Origin of the sequence: Poseidonocella sp. HB161398 (assembly GCF_005870025.1) — a bacterium.
In the GTDB taxonomy this organism is placed as follows: Bacteria; Pseudomonadota; Alphaproteobacteria; order Rhodobacterales; family Rhodobacteraceae; genus Mangrovicoccus.
This window is the reverse complement of record NZ_VATA01000003.1, coordinates 278603-292684: the sequence shown is the minus strand read 5'-3', so window position 1 is coordinate 292684 and position 14082 is coordinate 278603. Positions and strand designations below refer to the sequence as shown.

14 protein-coding genes and 1 tRNA gene are annotated in these 14082 nt (G+C 68.5%); 10 read left to right on the top strand and 5 right to left on the bottom strand.

Annotated elements, in window-relative coordinates; translation table 11 throughout:
- Window positions 1–447 precede the first annotated feature (447 nt).
- Window positions 448–1083, bottom strand: coding sequence for a helix-turn-helix domain-containing protein (locus FGX59_RS04475; protein ID WP_171060508.1), 636 nt, complete (start codon window positions 1081–1083; stop codon window positions 448–450).
- Between the two features lie 122 nt (window positions 1084–1205).
- Here FGX59_RS04475 and FGX59_RS04470 point away from each other — a divergent pair, with 122 nt between their 5' ends.
- Genes FGX59_RS04470 through FGX59_RS04465 form a run of 3 tightly spaced genes read left to right on the top strand, consistent with a single transcriptional unit; the run spans window position 1206 to window position 2711 of the window.
- Window positions 1206–1415 (top strand): hypothetical protein, encoded by a 210-nt coding sequence (locus FGX59_RS04470; protein ID WP_138465305.1) that lies wholly within the window; start codon window positions 1206–1208, stop codon window positions 1413–1415.
- Window positions 1416–1425: 10 nt separating this feature from the next.
- Window positions 1426–1599: a hypothetical protein gene (locus FGX59_RS37460; RefSeq protein WP_158218086.1), complete on the top strand. Its 174-nt coding sequence runs from the start codon at window positions 1426–1428 to the stop codon at window positions 1597–1599.
- Window positions 1584–2711 (top strand): tyrosine-type recombinase/integrase, encoded by a 1128-nt coding sequence (locus FGX59_RS04465; protein ID WP_138465304.1) that lies wholly within the window; start codon window positions 1584–1586, stop codon window positions 2709–2711. Before FGX59_RS37460 ends, FGX59_RS04465 begins: the two co-directional genes overlap by 16 nt.
- 7 nt (window positions 2712–2718) lie before the next feature.
- Here the strand turns inward: FGX59_RS04465 and FGX59_RS04460 are convergent.
- Together FGX59_RS04460 and FGX59_RS04455 are read right to left on the bottom strand one after the other, a co-directional pair.
- A tRNA-Lys gene (locus tag FGX59_RS04460) sits at window positions 2719–2794 on the bottom strand.
- A 92-nt stretch (window positions 2795–2886) separates the two neighbouring features.
- Window positions 2887–4005 (bottom strand): anhydro-N-acetylmuramic acid kinase, encoded by a 1119-nt coding sequence (locus FGX59_RS04455; RefSeq protein ID WP_138465303.1) that lies wholly within the window; start codon window positions 4003–4005, stop codon window positions 2887–2889.
- A gap of 43 nt (window positions 4006–4048) precedes the next feature.
- On the opposite strand from FGX59_RS04455, the gene tyrS reads away from it, so the two are divergent.
- Window positions 4049–5326 carry a tyrosine--tRNA ligase gene (tyrS, locus tag FGX59_RS04450; RefSeq protein WP_138465302.1) on the top strand — a complete coding sequence of 426 codons (1278 nt, stop codon included), beginning with the start codon at window positions 4049–4051 and terminating at the stop codon, window positions 5324–5326.
- Between the two features lie 51 nt (window positions 5327–5377).
- Here the strand turns inward: tyrS and FGX59_RS04445 are convergent, their stop codons facing one another.
- Entirely contained in the window at window positions 5378–5812 is a 435-nt protein-coding gene (locus tag FGX59_RS04445) for a cytochrome c (protein WP_138465301.1), read from the bottom strand.
- A 259-nt stretch (window positions 5813–6071) separates the two neighbouring features.
- Between FGX59_RS04445 and FGX59_RS04440 the strand changes: the two genes are divergently transcribed.
- The 4 genes from FGX59_RS04440 to recN all read left to right on the top strand — a co-directional run bounded on the left by FGX59_RS04440 (window position 6072) and on the right by recN (window position 10964).
- Window positions 6072–7064: a GNAT family N-acetyltransferase gene (locus FGX59_RS04440; RefSeq protein ID WP_138465300.1), complete on the top strand. Its 993-nt coding sequence runs from the start codon at window positions 6072–6074 to the stop codon at window positions 7062–7064.
- A 319-nt stretch (window positions 7065–7383) separates the two neighbouring features.
- Window positions 7384–8304: a UDP-3-O-acyl-N-acetylglucosamine deacetylase gene (gene lpxC / locus FGX59_RS04435; RefSeq protein WP_138465299.1), complete on the top strand. Its 921-nt coding sequence runs from the start codon at window positions 7384–7386 to the stop codon at window positions 8302–8304.
- A 147-nt stretch (window positions 8305–8451) separates the two neighbouring features.
- Entirely contained in the window at window positions 8452–9279 is an 828-nt protein-coding gene (locus FGX59_RS04430; protein ID WP_138465329.1) for an outer membrane protein assembly factor BamD, read from the top strand.
- Window positions 9280–9308: 29 nt separating this feature from the next.
- On the top strand, window positions 9309–10964 hold the full coding sequence (gene recN / locus FGX59_RS04425; protein WP_138465298.1) for a DNA repair protein RecN: 1656 nt from the start codon (window positions 9309–9311) through the stop codon (window positions 10962–10964).
- Window positions 10965–11073: 109 nt separating this feature from the next.
- Here recN and FGX59_RS04420 read toward each other — a convergent pair whose 3' ends face one another.
- Window positions 11074–11742 carry a flavodoxin reductase gene (locus tag FGX59_RS04420; RefSeq protein ID WP_138465297.1) on the bottom strand — a complete coding sequence of 223 codons (669 nt, stop codon included), beginning with the start codon at window positions 11740–11742 and terminating at the stop codon, window positions 11074–11076.
- A gap of 219 nt (window positions 11743–11961) precedes the next feature.
- On the opposite strand from FGX59_RS04420, the gene FGX59_RS04415 reads away from it, so the two are divergent.
- Window positions 11962–13308 (top strand): TldD/PmbA family protein, encoded by a 1347-nt coding sequence (locus FGX59_RS04415; protein ID WP_138465296.1) that lies wholly within the window; start codon window positions 11962–11964, stop codon window positions 13306–13308.
- A complete protein-coding gene (locus FGX59_RS04410) occupies window positions 13295–14077 on the top strand; it encodes a 3'(2'),5'-bisphosphate nucleotidase CysQ (protein WP_138465295.1) in 783 nt (260 codons plus the stop codon). Before FGX59_RS04415 ends, FGX59_RS04410 begins: the two co-directional genes overlap by 14 nt.
- Window positions 14078–14082: the final 5 nt, after the last annotated feature.

The following is a 14082-nucleotide window of genomic DNA, read 5'->3' as shown; positions in this document are numbered from 1 at the left end:
ACCGCGCTCGGCATACCCGTCACTGTGGCCGTAGGATAAGTCCGTCCGGGGAAAGGGGAACCGCGCTCAGCCCCCGATTTGTGCAACAAGGCCGTGGCGTGGTGAAGTATAGAATTTCGGGCCTGCTAATTGCGGCTGCTAGCCCAATGATCGCAGCAGAAATTGTCATGCAGTAGTTCTTTAGGCTGGCACTGTTACCTGCCATCCTGGTTATCACGCCCTGAAGCATCTCGAGGTGCTTCATGTGCATGTCCGTCCAAAGACGCTCTTGTTCGGGTGTCATGTTGGTCCTTCTAGGCTGTCGCAAAGCAACTATGGATCAAGGTCTCACTTCATTCCGGCATAGTGTCGAGGTCTAGAGGCCCAAGAAAGCTTCAGAGATTGATGGTCTAGCCGGCTTATCATTGGATCCCGACGCGACATGTACTTAGCGCAAAAATGCGCAACTCACAGAGGCCACCTACGCCCCTCCAGTCCCTCATCGACGTGCTTCTGCCAAGCCGCCTCGTCCCGCTCATACTGTTCGAACTGACTATCCTCATAGGCTTCTGGGTCAGGCGGCGCGGGGATGTTCTCCGGATGGAACTTGTACACCATCTCGCTTGCGACCACCTCATCGACCAGGCGCTTGTCGATCGTGAGTCCGCGCTCCTGCGCATAGCCGATCGCTTCATTGATGATCTTTTCCTGCCTCGAAAGGGGTATCCCCTTGTAGTCGGTCAGGAGAACGCGAAGCATCCAGATCGTCGTGGACACGACCCGCTCGTACCCCTCGCTTGACGGGCGGCCAGTCAGGATCTCGTTCAGATCAACCCCGGTGTACATGTTGAGGCGAACCAGCGCCTCGGTCGGGATCGATCGCTTCCCGCTTTCATAGGCGTAGTAGCTCCGTGGCGTGATATCCATCATCTCCGCCATCTCGGTCTTGGTGAAGCCGCGCTTCTTCCTGAACCGTTCGAGGTTGGCGTGAGGCTCCACCGCGAGTGCGGCCGCCAGGGCCTCTTCCTGGCTTCGGGCTTCCTCCTCTTCCTCGAAACCACGGGCATACTCGTCCGGGTCGACCGGGGTGAATTTGAACGCCATTGTCACGGCCTCGCAGAATAGGAACAATCGTTCCGGCAATTGTGCCCGAAAAAAGAAAGCCTGTGAAGCCGTGCATTTGACTGGTAGCATCGGCCCGACAGCGTATGAAACCGGAGGCACCGATGTCGGAACTCTTGATGGAAGGGAAAACCCCGGAGAACTGGGCGAAGCAGTTTCTCGAACACGGGGTGCGGGTGTCGCCGCGCCTCATCCGCACGAGGGCGCGTGAGACCGGCAACTACTACCAGCTTGGCAACCTGATGCTCCTGTCTCCGGAGCAGATCGAGGCACTGCTTATGCCGGGGCGGCCCCAGGCTGACCAGAGAGCCTGAGGAGGCGAAGATGGCGGCAGAGAAGGCACGCATCACGCAATCCGAGCTGACCCGATACCTGAAAGCGTATCGGGATGCCGGGATCCCCATCGGGCGCTCGGAGATCAGCCGCGACGGCACCGTCGTCATCTACACGGCCACGCCGAAGGCGCAGGAGGAGGAAAACCCGTGGGATCAGGCCTGAAGCGCAGCCGCCAGTATCCCGGCGCGACCTCTTATTTCGACCGGCACGGCAAGCGCCGCTGGCGCTTTCGCAAGGGTAGCTTCTCGGCCGAGCTCGGATCGGATTATGGCTCAGAGGATTTCATCCGGCGGTACGAAGCTGCGCTGGAGGGACACCGGACGCGCGGAGGCGTCGGCGCCGGTCGCGCGAAACCCGGCAGTGTCGGGCTGCTCGTCTCAAAATGGTACCGGTCGCAGGACTTCCTGGCGCTCGAGGCATCGACGCAGCGCGTTTACCGCGGTGTGGTCGAGAGCTTTCGCCAGCAGCATGGCGACAAGCCCGTGCACCTGATGCAGCTCCGTCATGTGCAGGACCTTCTGGCTGCCAAGGCGGACACGCCTGCAGCGGCCAACAACCTGCGCAAGAGGCTGATCCAGCTCCTGGACTACGCGATCACGCTGGAATGGCGGACCGACAACCCGGCACGCGCCACGAAGCCCTACAAGGTCGCCACAGAGGGCTTCCACACCTGGACCGAGGCAGAGATCGCAAAATTCATCCAGACGCATCCTGAGGGCACTGAGGCGCACAGGGTGATGACGCTGATGGCCTACACCGGTGCGGCCCGCGTGGATGCGGTGCAGCTTGGCCCCTGGAACATAAAGGATGGGCGGTTTCAGTACCGTCGCCAGAAAACGAAGAAGACCAACGGGCGTCTGATCTCGATTCCCGTGCATCCGGACCTTGCAGCAGTCCTGGCCAAGCTGCCGACCGACCGGCCCTACATCTCCACGAGGCGCGGTACGGCGCGTACAGCGGCCGGACTGGGCAATCTCATGCAGCGCTGGACCAGGGAGGCGGATTTGCCCGCCTGCTCGTCTCACGGCCTGCGGAAGGCCTGTGCGCGGCGACTCGCGGAGGCAGGAGCAACCACGAACCAGATCGCGTCGGTGACGGGCCACAAGACGCTGGCGCTTGTGCAGCAATACACGGCTGCGGCAGAACGCGAAGGATTGGCTGATTCAGCTTTCGAGAAGCTGCTCGCACGTCCGAATGGAGAACAAAATCTGGCGAACCTTCCTGATTGGTTCGCCAATATCGACACCAAGTCCCTTAAAGGAAAGGAAAACTGATGTTCAGTGGTGAGCCGTACAGGATTCGAACCTGTGACCCACTGATTAAAAGTCAGTTGCTCTACCAACTGAGCTAACGGCCCACTGTGTGTCCGGGCTCTCTAAGGATGTGCGCCGGCCCCGTCAAGCAGGGTCATGACGCTTTCGCGAAAAAATCGCGACCGCTGCCCTGACGTCATTTCCAGCTGCCCTCCGGCCAGGAGATCCGGCCGCCCGGGACCGGTTCCGGCGCGCCGGTCGTGCCCGGTCCCGAGAGCGGCAAACCATGCAGCGCGCGCACCGCCAGATAGGCAAAGGCCTGCGCCTCGAGCATGTCGCCATCCAGCCCGACCGCCTCCACCGGCACGACCGCGCAGGGCAGCACCTCGGCCAGCGCGGCCATCATCGCCTTGTTGTGGCGCCCGCCGCCGGTCACGAGAATCCGCTCCGGCACCGAGGGGCACCAGGCCAGCCCCGCCGCCACCGCCTCGGCCGCGATCCGGACCAGCGTCGCGGCGGCATCGGCATCGGTCATGCCCATCACCCGCTCGGCCAGGTCGGGGAAGGCGTCGCGGTCGAGGCTCTTCGGCGGAGTGCGCTGGAAATAGCGGTGCGAGAGCATGTCGACCACGGTATTCGGGTGGACCCGCCCCGAAGCTGCCAGCGCGCCGTCGGCATCCTGGCTCCAGCCGAGGCGGCGGGCGACCAGGTCGTTGACCGGCGCATTCGCCGGGCCGGTATCGAAGGCCAGAAGCCCGCCGGGCGCGAAGGGATCGGGCGCGGCCGGGTCGACCCAGGTCAGGTTGCCCACCCCGCCGAGATTGAGGAAGGCGACCGGCGCCTCCGCCTTGATCCAGCGCGCCAACGCCCAGTGGTAGACCGGCGCCAGCGGCGCGCCCTCTCCGCCCGCGGCCACATCGGCCGAGCGGAAGTCCCAGACCACCGGCCGACCGGTCGCATCGGCGATCGCCTGCCCGTCCCCGGCCTGGAACGTGCCCCGCCCCTTCGGCTCATGCGCGAAGGTCTGGCCGTGGAAGCCGATCAGGTCGACCTCGCCGAAGGTCTTCAGCAGGTCGGCATGCGCCGCCGTCACCAGCTCGGCCGCCGCCTCGACCCCCTCTTCGCCCGGCCAGTGCCCGAGCGCGCCCCGCAGCACTGCCGCCTCGTTCGCGCCATAGGCGCGGTAGCCGGTCGGCCCGAAGCCGTATATCTTCACCCCGTCGGTGACCAGCACCGCCGCGTCGACCCCGTCGAGCGACGTGCCCGACATCGTGCCTAGCGCCGTGAGCGCGCCAGAGGCCTTTTCCTCTTCCATCGAACCCCCTATACCCCCGCCCATCCGAAAAAGGGCGACACTGATGACCTATACTCCTAGATCCGAGTTTCTCAATGTCATGCAGTCGCGCGGCTACATGGCAGACTGCACCGATCTGCAGGGGCTCGACGACGCGCTGACCTCCGGAGTGGTGACCGCCTATATCGGCTATGACGCCACTGCGGCCTCCCTGCATGTCGGCCATCTGCTGAACATCATGATGCTGCGCTGGCTGCAGAAGACCGGGCACCGGCCCGTGACGCTGATGGGCGGCGGCACCACCAAGGTGGGCGATCCCTCCTTCCGCTCCGACGAGCGCCCGCTCTTGGGCCCGGAGCAGATCGAGGCCAATATCCGCGGCATGCAGAAGGTCTTCGCGCGCTACCTCGACTACAACGACAAGGCCGGGACCCCGGTCGCCTCGGGCGGCAACAAGGCGCTGATGCGCAACAATGCCGAGTGGCTCGACAGCCTTAACTACCTGGATTTCCTGCGCGACATCGGCCGCCATTTCTCGGTGAACCGGATGCTCAGCTTCGAATCCGTGAAGTCGCGCCTCGACCGCGAGCAGAGCCTGAGCTTCCTCGAATTCAACTACATGATCCTGCAGGCCTACGACTTCCTCGAGCTGAACCGCCGCTATGGCTGCGTCCTGCAGATGGGCGGCTCGGACCAGTGGGGCAACATCGTCAACGGCATCGACCTGACCCGGCGCGTGCTCGACCGCGAGATCTACGGGCTGACCTCGCCGCTGCTGACCACCTCGGACGGGCGCAAGATGGGCAAGTCCCAGGGCGGCGCGGTCTGGCTGAACGGCGAGATGCTGAGCCCCTACGAGTTCTGGCAGTTCTGGCGCAACACCACCGATGCCGATGTCGGCCGCTTCCTCAAGCTCTATACCGAGCTGCCGGTCGACGAATGCGACCGCCTGGGCGCGCTGGCGGGCTCGGAGATCAACGAGGGCAAGATCATCCTCGCCCGCGAGGTGACGACGCTCCTGCACGGCGCCGAGGCGGCGGCGGCGGCCGAGGCCACCGCGCGCGAGGTCTTCGAGAAGGGCGGCGTGGGCGACGACCTGCCGACGCTGGAGCTCTCGGCCGAGGACGTCGCCGAGGGCATCTCGGTCGTGCAGCTGATCGTGCGCACCGGGCTGGCGAAAACCGGCAAGGAGGCCAAGCGGCTGATCACCGACAACGGCGCGCGGATCAATGACGAGCCGCTGACCGATGCCGGGCTGATGCTCGACGCCGCCGCGCTGGCCTCGCCGGTCAAGCTGTCGGCCGGCAAGAAGCGCCACGCGCTGGTCACGCTGGCCGGCTGACATGCAAAGAGGGCCCGCGAGCCCTCTTTCTCCATCCCCTTGCGGGAAAGATCACTCGCGATAGGTGCTGTGGCAGGCCTTGCAGGCCGCGCCGATCTGGCCGAGCGCCGGGCCGAGATCGGCCTGGGCCTGGATGCTCTCCGCCGCGGCGGAGGCGGCCATCTCCAGATCCGCCGCCTTGGTGGTGAAGTCGTCATACTGCGTCCAGATCACCGGCAGCGCCTCCGAGGCCGGATCGTCGGCCTCGGTCTCGAAGAGCGACGGCACTTCGGTCGCCGTGGCGGCGATGGTCGCGGCGGCTTCCTGCGCGGCGGCGGCATCGAAGGCGACCGCGCCCTTGGCCATGTCGCCCAGGATCTTGGTGTTCTTGCCGATGGTCTTCATCGCCTGGGTCCGCTCGATCACATGCGGATCGGTGGGCTCGGCGGCCTGGACGGCGAAGGACAGGGCGGAAAGGGCGGCGCTTGCAACCAGAATGCGGATCATAAGACTGGAACTCCTGTAGGGCTGGCGTCTTGCCCGGACGTTAGCAACCACCGGCCGGTGCGCCTAGAACAACATTCGCACCGCTCCTTCGATCGTGATGAGGATCACGCCGACGGGAATTGACAGCGCCGAGGCAAGCCAGAACGCCCCGGCGAAAGTCGGCCGGGGCGGCGGGGCGTCGACGCCCAGGACAGGAGCGGGGTTGCGGCGCATGGCGGCATTAACCCGCCGTTAGGTTTCCATGCCCTTAACGTGGGCCATGGACTGGACAGAGCTTCCCTCACTTCCCGGGCTGGCCGCGGCGCCGATGCAGCAGCACCCCGCCTATGGCCGCGCCTGCGCCCTGGCGGGGGCCGGGACCGCCTGGCTGGGGCTCGGCCCGGCGTCCCGGCCGCGCGCGACCGCGCAGGTGCTCTTCCGGCGCTGGCCGCTCATCGGGCGGGTGGCGCTGGTGCCGCGCGGGCCGGTCTGGGCCGAGCCGCCCTGCCCGGAGGAGGCCGCCGCCGCGCTCGCGGGACTGGCGGCGTGGCTGCGGCGGGACTGCCGCGCAGCAGTGCTCTCGCCCGACTGCCTCGGGGGCGCCGATCCGGCCGCCTCTGCCGGGCTGCTGCCGCTGATGACCGGCGGCACCCAGGCGCGGCTGCGCCTCGACGGCAGCCCGGCGGAGCGGATGGCGCGGATGCACGGCAAATGGCGCAACCGCCTGCGCCGTGCGCAGGAGGCCGGGCTGGAGCTGAGCCAGGGCCCCCTGCCCGCCGATCCCGGCCACTGGCTGCTGCGGCGCGAGGCCGAGCAGGCGCGCCGCCGCCGCTACCGCCACCTGCCCGCGGGCTTCCTGCAGGCCTGGCGGCTGGAGAACGGCCCCCGCGCCGCGCGGGTCTTCGCCGCCTCGCTGGGCGGCGTGCCGGTGGCCGGCATGCTCTTCCTCGTCCATGGCTGCACCGCCACCTACCATCTGGGCTGGTCCGGCAGCGCCGGACGCGCCACCGGCGCGCATGCGCTCCTGCTGTGGGAGGCGGCGGGATGGCTGGCGCGGCGCGGCTGCCGCTGGGCAGAGCTGGGGCTGCTCGACACCCACCGCACCCCCGGCCTGGCGCGGTTCAAGCTCGGCGCCGGGGCCGAGCCGGTGGCGCTGGGATCAAGCTGGATCGACGCACCGGGCAGCCGCGCCTGCGCCCGGTTTTTCGGCCATGGACGCCCGCCCGGGGCCGCACCGAAGGCCGCCGCGATGGGACCGCACCACCCCGCTTGACCCTGCGCAACCCTCTCGAAACCATGTTTCCGGGACTTTTTCCGACCCCTCGCTGATCGCTTTTTGCGCCGGGAGAACGGCCTGGAGCGACCCGATAATCTCAATTCGAAATAACATGTTAGCGACCAAACAAAGAGGGGTGCGCGGAAACCCGCCGACCCGGAAACCCCCTCTGTTTCAGTCGGTTGCAATCTTTGAATTGAGTGCGGGCAGGCCGCTCGCTAGCTACCATCTCAGGAAACCGGCCCGGAAGTGGCTGGACCCTGACGGCAGGCTCTCGATCCTGCGACAGGCGGACAAGTTAGCGAAAGGAAACGACATGCAAAGGACTCTGAAAGGCAAGGCCGTGTTCATTGGCCAGGGGCTCCATTCGGGCCGGCCCGTCCGCATGTCGATCTCTCCCGCTGCCGCCAATCACGGCATCTGGTTCCGCCGCACCGACGCCGCCGCCACCGGCGAGCTGATCCCGGCGCGCTGGGACATGGTCGAACAGACCCCGCTCTGCACCCGGCTGATCGGCGAATCCGGCGATTCCGTCTCCACCGTGGAGCACGTGATGGCCGCGCTGGCGGGCCTCGGCATCCACAATGCCGTGATCGCGCTCGACGGTCCCGAAGTCCCGATCCTCGACGGCTCGGCCGCTCCCTTCGTCCGCGGCATCCTCAATGCCGGGGTCGAGGCGCTGGCCGCTCCCGCGAAAGTGATCGAGATCCTCAAGCCGGTCGAAGTCCGCCGCGGCGATGCCGTGGCGCGGCTGGAGCCCTCCTCCGCCGTCGAGCTGAGCTTCCAGATCTCCTTCCCGGATGCCGCGATCGGCAGCCAGTCGCGTGCGCTGGATCTCGCCAATGGCGCCTTCATCCGCGAACTCTGCGACAGCCGCACCTTCTGCCGGCAGTCCGATGTAGAGGCGATGCATGCCGCGGGCCTGGCGCTTGGCGGCACGCTGGAGAACGCCGTGGTCGTCGACGGCGACCGCGTTGTTTCCCCAGGCGGGCTTCGCCATTCCGACGAGCCGGTGCGCCACAAGATGCTCGATGCGCTCGGCGACCTGGCGATGGCCGGCGGCCCGATCCTCGGCCGCTACACCGGCCACAAGGCCGGCCATGCGCTGACCAACGAACTGCTGCGGCAGGTTTTCGCCGATCCGACCGCCTGGCGCTACATCGCCAGCGACCTCGATCTGGCGGCCCGCCTGCCCGGCGTCGGCGTGTCCGTGCGGGACCTGGCGCTCTGCGCCTGAGCGGGGCCGGGCTCTTGGCCGCGCCCTGCGCCGCATCAAAAACGCCGCTAAGGCGTTTTGCCCGGAAAATCTCTGTGCTATCGGGGTGCCGAACCGGATCGTAGAAACGGTCCGGGCACAGGTCGAGCGGAGTAAGGTACGGGCATGATGTCGGCAGGCGGGAAATCTGGTATTGCGGTCTCACTGGCCGCCCTTGTTCTCCTTTCCGCCTGCGAGCAGCCGCAGCCCGACTACGAGCAGTTCTCGGCCAAGGAGATCTACGACCGCGCCGAGTACGAGCTGACCGAGGACAATGCCGAGGAAGCCGCGAACTACTTCGGCGAGGTCGAGCGGCTCTATCCCTATTCGGAATGGGCGAAGCGGGCCCTGATCATGCAGGCCTACGCGCTGCATGTGGACCGCAAGTACGAGGAAAGCCGCGCCGCCGCGCAGCGCTACATCGACTTCTACCCCGCCGACAAGGACGCCGCCTATGCGCAGTACCTGCTGGCGCTGAGCTACTACGACCAGATCGACGAGGTCGGCCGCGACCAGGGCGTCACGTTCCAGGCGCTGCAGGCGCTGCGGCTGGTGATCGAGCGCTATCCCGACAGCGAATACGCCCGCTCGGCGATCCTGAAATTCGATCTCGCCTTCGACCACCTGGCCGGCAAGGAAATGGAGATCGGCCGCTACTACCTCAAGAAGGGGCACTATACCGCCGCGGCCAACCGATTCCGCACCGTGGTCGAGGACTTCCAGACCACCAGCCAGACGCCCGAAGCGCTCTACCGCCTGGTCGAGGCCTATCTGTCGCTCGGCCTGCGCGAAGAGGCGCAGACGGCGGGCGCGATCCTGGGCTATAACTACCAGGGGTCCGAGTGGTACGACGACGCCTTCACGCTGCTGACCGGCGAGGGCCTTCCGCTGGAGCCCGCCGGTGGCAGCTGGCTGGTGCAGATCTACCGCCAGTCGATCCGCGGCGAATGGCTCTGAAACGGGCCTTTGGGTGAGGTAGTCTGCGGTTGCTGCGTGGTCTTGAAATCCGCGACATCCTGATAATCGACCGGCTGGATCTGGAATTCCGGCCCGGTCTCAACGTGCTGACCGGCGAAACCGGCGCGGGCAAGTCGATCCTGCTCGACAGTCTCGGCTTCGTGCTGGGCTGGCGCGGCCGGGCGGATCTGGTCCGCCAGGGCGCCGCCCAGGGCGAGGTCACCGCGCTTTTCGAGCTGGAGCCCGACCACCCTGCCCGCGCGGTGCTGGCCGAGGCCGGGATCCCTGTCAGCGACGAGCTGCTCCTGCGCCGGGTGAACACGACCGAGGGGCGCAAGACCGCCTGGGTCAATGACCGCCGCGTCACCGGCGAAGTGCTGCGCCAGCTCTCGGCCGTGCTGGTCGAGCTGCATGGCCAGCATGACGACCGCGGGCTGCTGGACACCCGCGGCCACCGGGCGCTGCTCGACACCTACGGGCAGCATGACGCGCTGCTAGAGGACCTGGCCGTCGCCTGGGCGGGCTGGCGCGAGGCGCGGCGCGCCCGCGAACGCGCGGCAGAGTCGCTGGAACGCGCCCGGGCCGAAGAGGATTTCCTGCGCCATGCCGCCGAGGAGCTGCTGGATCTCGATCCGCAGCCCGGCGAGGAGCCCGAACTCGATGCCCGCCGCCGCCTGATGCAATCGGCCGAGCGGATGCTCGGCGACGTGCGCGGCGCGCAGAACGCGATGGGCGGCGAGAACGGCGCCGAGGGCGCGATGGCCCAGGCGGCGCGCTGGCTCGAAGGCGCGGGCCCCGCGCTCGAAGGGCTGGCCGATGCGCCCCTGGCCGCGCTCGACCGCGCGATGGCGGAGCTGGCCGAGGCCCAGGCCGGGGTGGAGGCCTGCCTCGATGCGCTGACCTTCGACCCGCTGGAGCTCGAGGCCACCGAGGAGCGGCTCTTCGCGCTGCGCGCGCTGGCGCGCAAGCATGCGGTCGTGCCGGACGACCTGCCGGGGCTGGCCGCGGATTTCCAGGCGCGGATCGAGGCGATCGACGGCGGCGCGGGCTCGCTGGCGGCGCTGTCGAAGGCCGAAGCCGAGGCCGGGGACGCCTATCGCGCGCTGGCGGACAAGCTCAGCGCGTCCCGCCGCGCGGCGGCGGCGCGCTTCGATGCGGCGGTGATGGCCGAGCTCGCGCCCCTGAAGATGGAGCGCGCGGTCTTCGCCACCGAGATTGCCGAAGGGCCCGCCGGCCCCGAGGGCCAGGACAGCGTCGCCTTCCGCGTCGCCACCAATCCCGGCGCGCCCTCCGGACCGCTGGAGAAGATCGCCTCGGGCGGCGAGCTCTCGCGGTTCCTGCTGGCGCTAAAGGTCTGCCTGACCACGGACAGCCACGGGCTGACGCTGATCTTCGACGAGATCGACCGCGGCGTCGGCGGCGCCACGGCGGATGCGGTCGGGCGCAGGCTGGCCGCGCTGGCGGCGGGCCATGCCCAGGTGCTGGTCGTCACCCATTCCCCGCAGGTCGCGGCGCTCGGCAGCCATCACTGGCGGGTGGAAAAGCGGGTCGAGAACGACGCCACGCTCTCGACCGTGACGCCGCTGGCCCCCGAGGACCGGGTGGACGAGATCGCCCGGATGATCTCGGGCGACCGCATTACCGAGGCCGCGCGCGAAGCGGCACGGGCGCTGCTGAGCGCCTGAGCCGCGCCTGGCGCCAGGGGCCGCTGCCGCGGGCGGCAACAGCCAGGCAGAACTGCCAGCGCAGCAAGGACACCCCTGAAAGCCCCAGGGCCGCGCCGCCCGGGCGGCGTCAGGCCTCTTCCTGCACCAGCTGCGCCTCGCCCAGTCCGATCTCCTCCAGCGCCTGGCTGACGGCCTCCTCCATCGCGGGCGGGCCGCAGAGATAGACCCGCGAGCGGCTCGTCACCCCGTGCTTCTGCAGGAGCTTGCGCGTCACCCGGCCCGGTTCGCAGCCCTTGCGGTCCTCTTCTTCCAGCACGAAGACCGTGCGCAGGTCGCGCGCCCGGTGCCACTCGTCGCGCAGGATCAGGTCGTTCCAGCTGCGGTCGGCCTGGATCAGCGTCATCTCCCCGGCCGTGCCCGCGCGCAGGCGGCGGCGCAGGATCGGGATGAAGGGGGTCAGCCCCGCCCCGCCCGCGACGATCACCCCCGGCCCCTCGTCGCGGATCGCCCCCCAGGGATCGCCGATCAGCAGCGCCTCGCCGACGGCCAGCGTCGGAATCTGCGCGGTGACGCCCTCGTGGTCGGGATAGCTCTTGATGGTGAATTCCAGGAACGGGTCCTCGGGCTGGCAGGTGAAGGTGAAGGGCCGGGTCTCTTCCGCCCAGCCTTCGCGGTCGAGCGCCACATCCGTGGCCTGGCCCGGCACGAAGTCGTAATTCGAGGGCCTGTCGACGCGCAGCCGGTAGACATTTCCGGTCAGGGGCGCGATCTCCTGGATGATGACATGATGGGTCATGGTCTTCCTCCGTCCTTTTGCTGCGGTCCCGGGAAGAACGCCGCCGGCCGGAGAAGGTTTCCCGCCCCGTCCCGGCAGGCGTGACCATAATTCAGACAGATGCACGGCAATCCGGCGTTCCGCGCCGTCCCGGAGGGCCACGGGACTGGCGAAGCCCCGGCAGATTGCCTATCAAGCGCAGGGAAATGCGGCCCCCGGCCGAAGAAGGAGATCCGATCCATGACCGACACCCTGTCCGACCTGGCCGCGCGCCTGCTCGACTCGGCCCGCGCGGCCGGAGCGGAAAGCGCCGATGCGCTGGTCACCCGCGGCGCCTCGGTCTCGATCGGGCTGCAGGCGCGCAAGCTCGAAGAGGTCGAGCGCTCGGAATCCGTCGATCTCGGCCTGCGCGTGCTGATCGGCAAGCGCCAGGCCTGCGTCTCGGCCTCCGACACCCGGCCCGAGACCTTCGCCCTGATGGCCGAGCGCGCCGTCGCCATGGCCCGCGAGGCGCCCGAGGATCCCTGGATCGGCCTGGCCGACCCGTCCGAGCTGGCCCGCGACTGGGAGAAGCTGGAGCTGGATCTGTGCGATCCCGCGCCCGAGCCCGACCCCGCCGCGCTGGAAGCCGCGGCGCGCGAGGCCGAGGCGGTGGCACTCGACACGCCCGGGATCAGCCAGGTGGAAAGCGCGAGCGCCGGCTACAGCCGCCGCGCGCTGCATCTTGCCGCGACGAACGGCCTGTCGGCCGGCTATGCGCGCACCGATCACGGGCTCTACTGCATCGCCATCACCGGCACCGGCACGGGGATGGAGCGCGACTACTACGGCTCGCAGCGCACCCATGGCAGCGACCTGGAAAGCGCCGCCGAGATCGGCCGCCTGGCCGCCGAGCGCACGCTGGCGCGCGCCGGCGCCCGCCGTCCGCCGTCGGGCACCTTCCCGGTGCTCTATGACGAGCGCGTCGCGGGCAGCCTGATCGCCCACCTCCTCGGCGCCGTCAACGGCAGCGCTATCGCCCGCGGCGCCTCCTGGGCGCGCGACCTGCTGGAGAAGCCGGTCCTGCCCGCGGGGATCACCCTGACCGAGACGCCGCACCGCCCGCGCATCATCGGCTCCCGCCCCTTCGACGGCGAGGGCCTGCCGACGCGCGACCGCGACATTGTCCGGGACGGCGTGCTGACCGGCTGGACGCTGGACCTCGCCACCGCGAGGAAGCTCGGCATGGCCTCGACCGCCAGCGCCGTGCGCGGCACCTCCGCCCCGCCCGCGCCCGCCAATGGCAACATGGCGATGACCCAGGGCCCGGCCTCGAAGGAGGAGCTGATGGCGCAGATGGGAACCGGGCTTCTGGTCACCTCGATGATCGGCGCTACCATCAACCCCACCACCGGCGACTACTCGCGCGGCGCGGCGGGGCTTTGGATCGAGAACGGCCAGCCCGTCTATGCGGTCAACGAATGCACCATCGCGGGCAATCTCAAGGACATGCTCCTGAGGATCATCCCCGCCAATGACGCGCGGCCGCATCTCAGCCGGGTGATCCCGTCGCTCCTGATCGAAGGGATGTCCATTGCCGGCCAATGACCTGAAGCTTCTCCTCGACGCGGCCAGGAGCGCGGGCGAGATCGCGTTGCGCTTCTTCGACAAGGGCGCCGAGAAATGGGAGAAGCCCGAGGGCCAGGGGCTGGTGACCGAGGCGGATCTGGCGGTCGACGCGCATCTGCTGAAGTTGCTGCTCGACGCGCGGCCGCATTACGGCTGGCTCTCGGAAGAGACCCAGGACAATCCGCACCGGCTCTCGACCGAGCGGGTCTTCGTGATCGACCCGATCGACGGCACGCGCAGCTTCGCCCATGGCGACCGCACCTGGGCGCTGTCGCTGGCGGTGGTGGAGAACGGCGTGCCGATCGCCGCGGTGATCCACCTGCCCGCGCGCAAGCTGACCTATACCGCGCATACCGGCGGCGGCGCCTGGCTGAACGGGCGGCTGCGGATCTCGGCGACGGATACCGCGACGCTGGACACCGCCGACATCCTGGCCAACCGGCTGACGATGGAGCCGGTGCACTGGGCCGGGGGCGTGCCGAAGATCCGGCGGGAGTTCCGCTCCTCTCTGGCCTACCGCATGGCGCTGGTGGCCGAGGGGCGGTTCGACTCTATGGCGACCTTCCGCGACACCTGGGACTGGGACATCGCCGCCGGCACGCTGATCGCCGCCGAGGCCGGGGCGACGGTGACCGACGGCTTCGGCCAGCCCCTGTGGTTCAACACGCTCGACCGCCACAATCCGGGGCTGGTCTGCGCCTCCCCGGCCGTGCACCGCGCGCTGATGAACCACCGCCGCCCGGGCTGAGGGGC

Coding starts and splice junctions, on each gene's coding strand:
- FGX59_RS04475 (WP_171060508.1), bottom strand. CDS start 1,083: ATGGCGTTCAAATTCACCCCGGTCGACCCGGACGAGTATGCCCGTGGT.
- FGX59_RS04470 (WP_138465305.1), top strand. CDS start 1,206: ATGTCGGAACTCTTGATGGAAGGGAAAACCCCGGAGAACTGGGCGAAG.
- FGX59_RS37460 (WP_158218086.1), top strand. CDS start 1,426: ATGGCGGCAGAGAAGGCACGCATCACGCAATCCGAGCTGACCCGATAC.
- FGX59_RS04455 (WP_138465303.1), bottom strand. CDS start 4,005: ATGGAAGAGGAAAAGGCCTCTGGCGCGCTCACGGCGCTAGGCACGATG.
- tyrS (WP_138465302.1), top strand. CDS start 4,049: ATGACCTATACTCCTAGATCCGAGTTTCTCAATGTCATGCAGTCGCGC.
- FGX59_RS04445 (WP_138465301.1), bottom strand. CDS start 5,812: ATGATCCGCATTCTGGTTGCAAGCGCCGCCCTTTCCGCCCTGTCCTTC.
- FGX59_RS04440 (WP_138465300.1), top strand. CDS start 6,072: ATGGACTGGACAGAGCTTCCCTCACTTCCCGGGCTGGCCGCGGCGCCG.
- lpxC (WP_138465299.1), top strand. CDS start 7,384: ATGCAAAGGACTCTGAAAGGCAAGGCCGTGTTCATTGGCCAGGGGCTC.
- FGX59_RS04430 (WP_138465329.1), top strand. CDS start 8,452: ATGTCGGCAGGCGGGAAATCTGGTATTGCGGTCTCACTGGCCGCCCTT.
- FGX59_RS04420 (WP_138465297.1), bottom strand. CDS start 11,742: ATGACCCATCATGTCATCATCCAGGAGATCGCGCCCCTGACCGGAAAT.
- FGX59_RS04415 (WP_138465296.1), top strand. CDS start 11,962: ATGACCGACACCCTGTCCGACCTGGCCGCGCGCCTGCTCGACTCGGCC.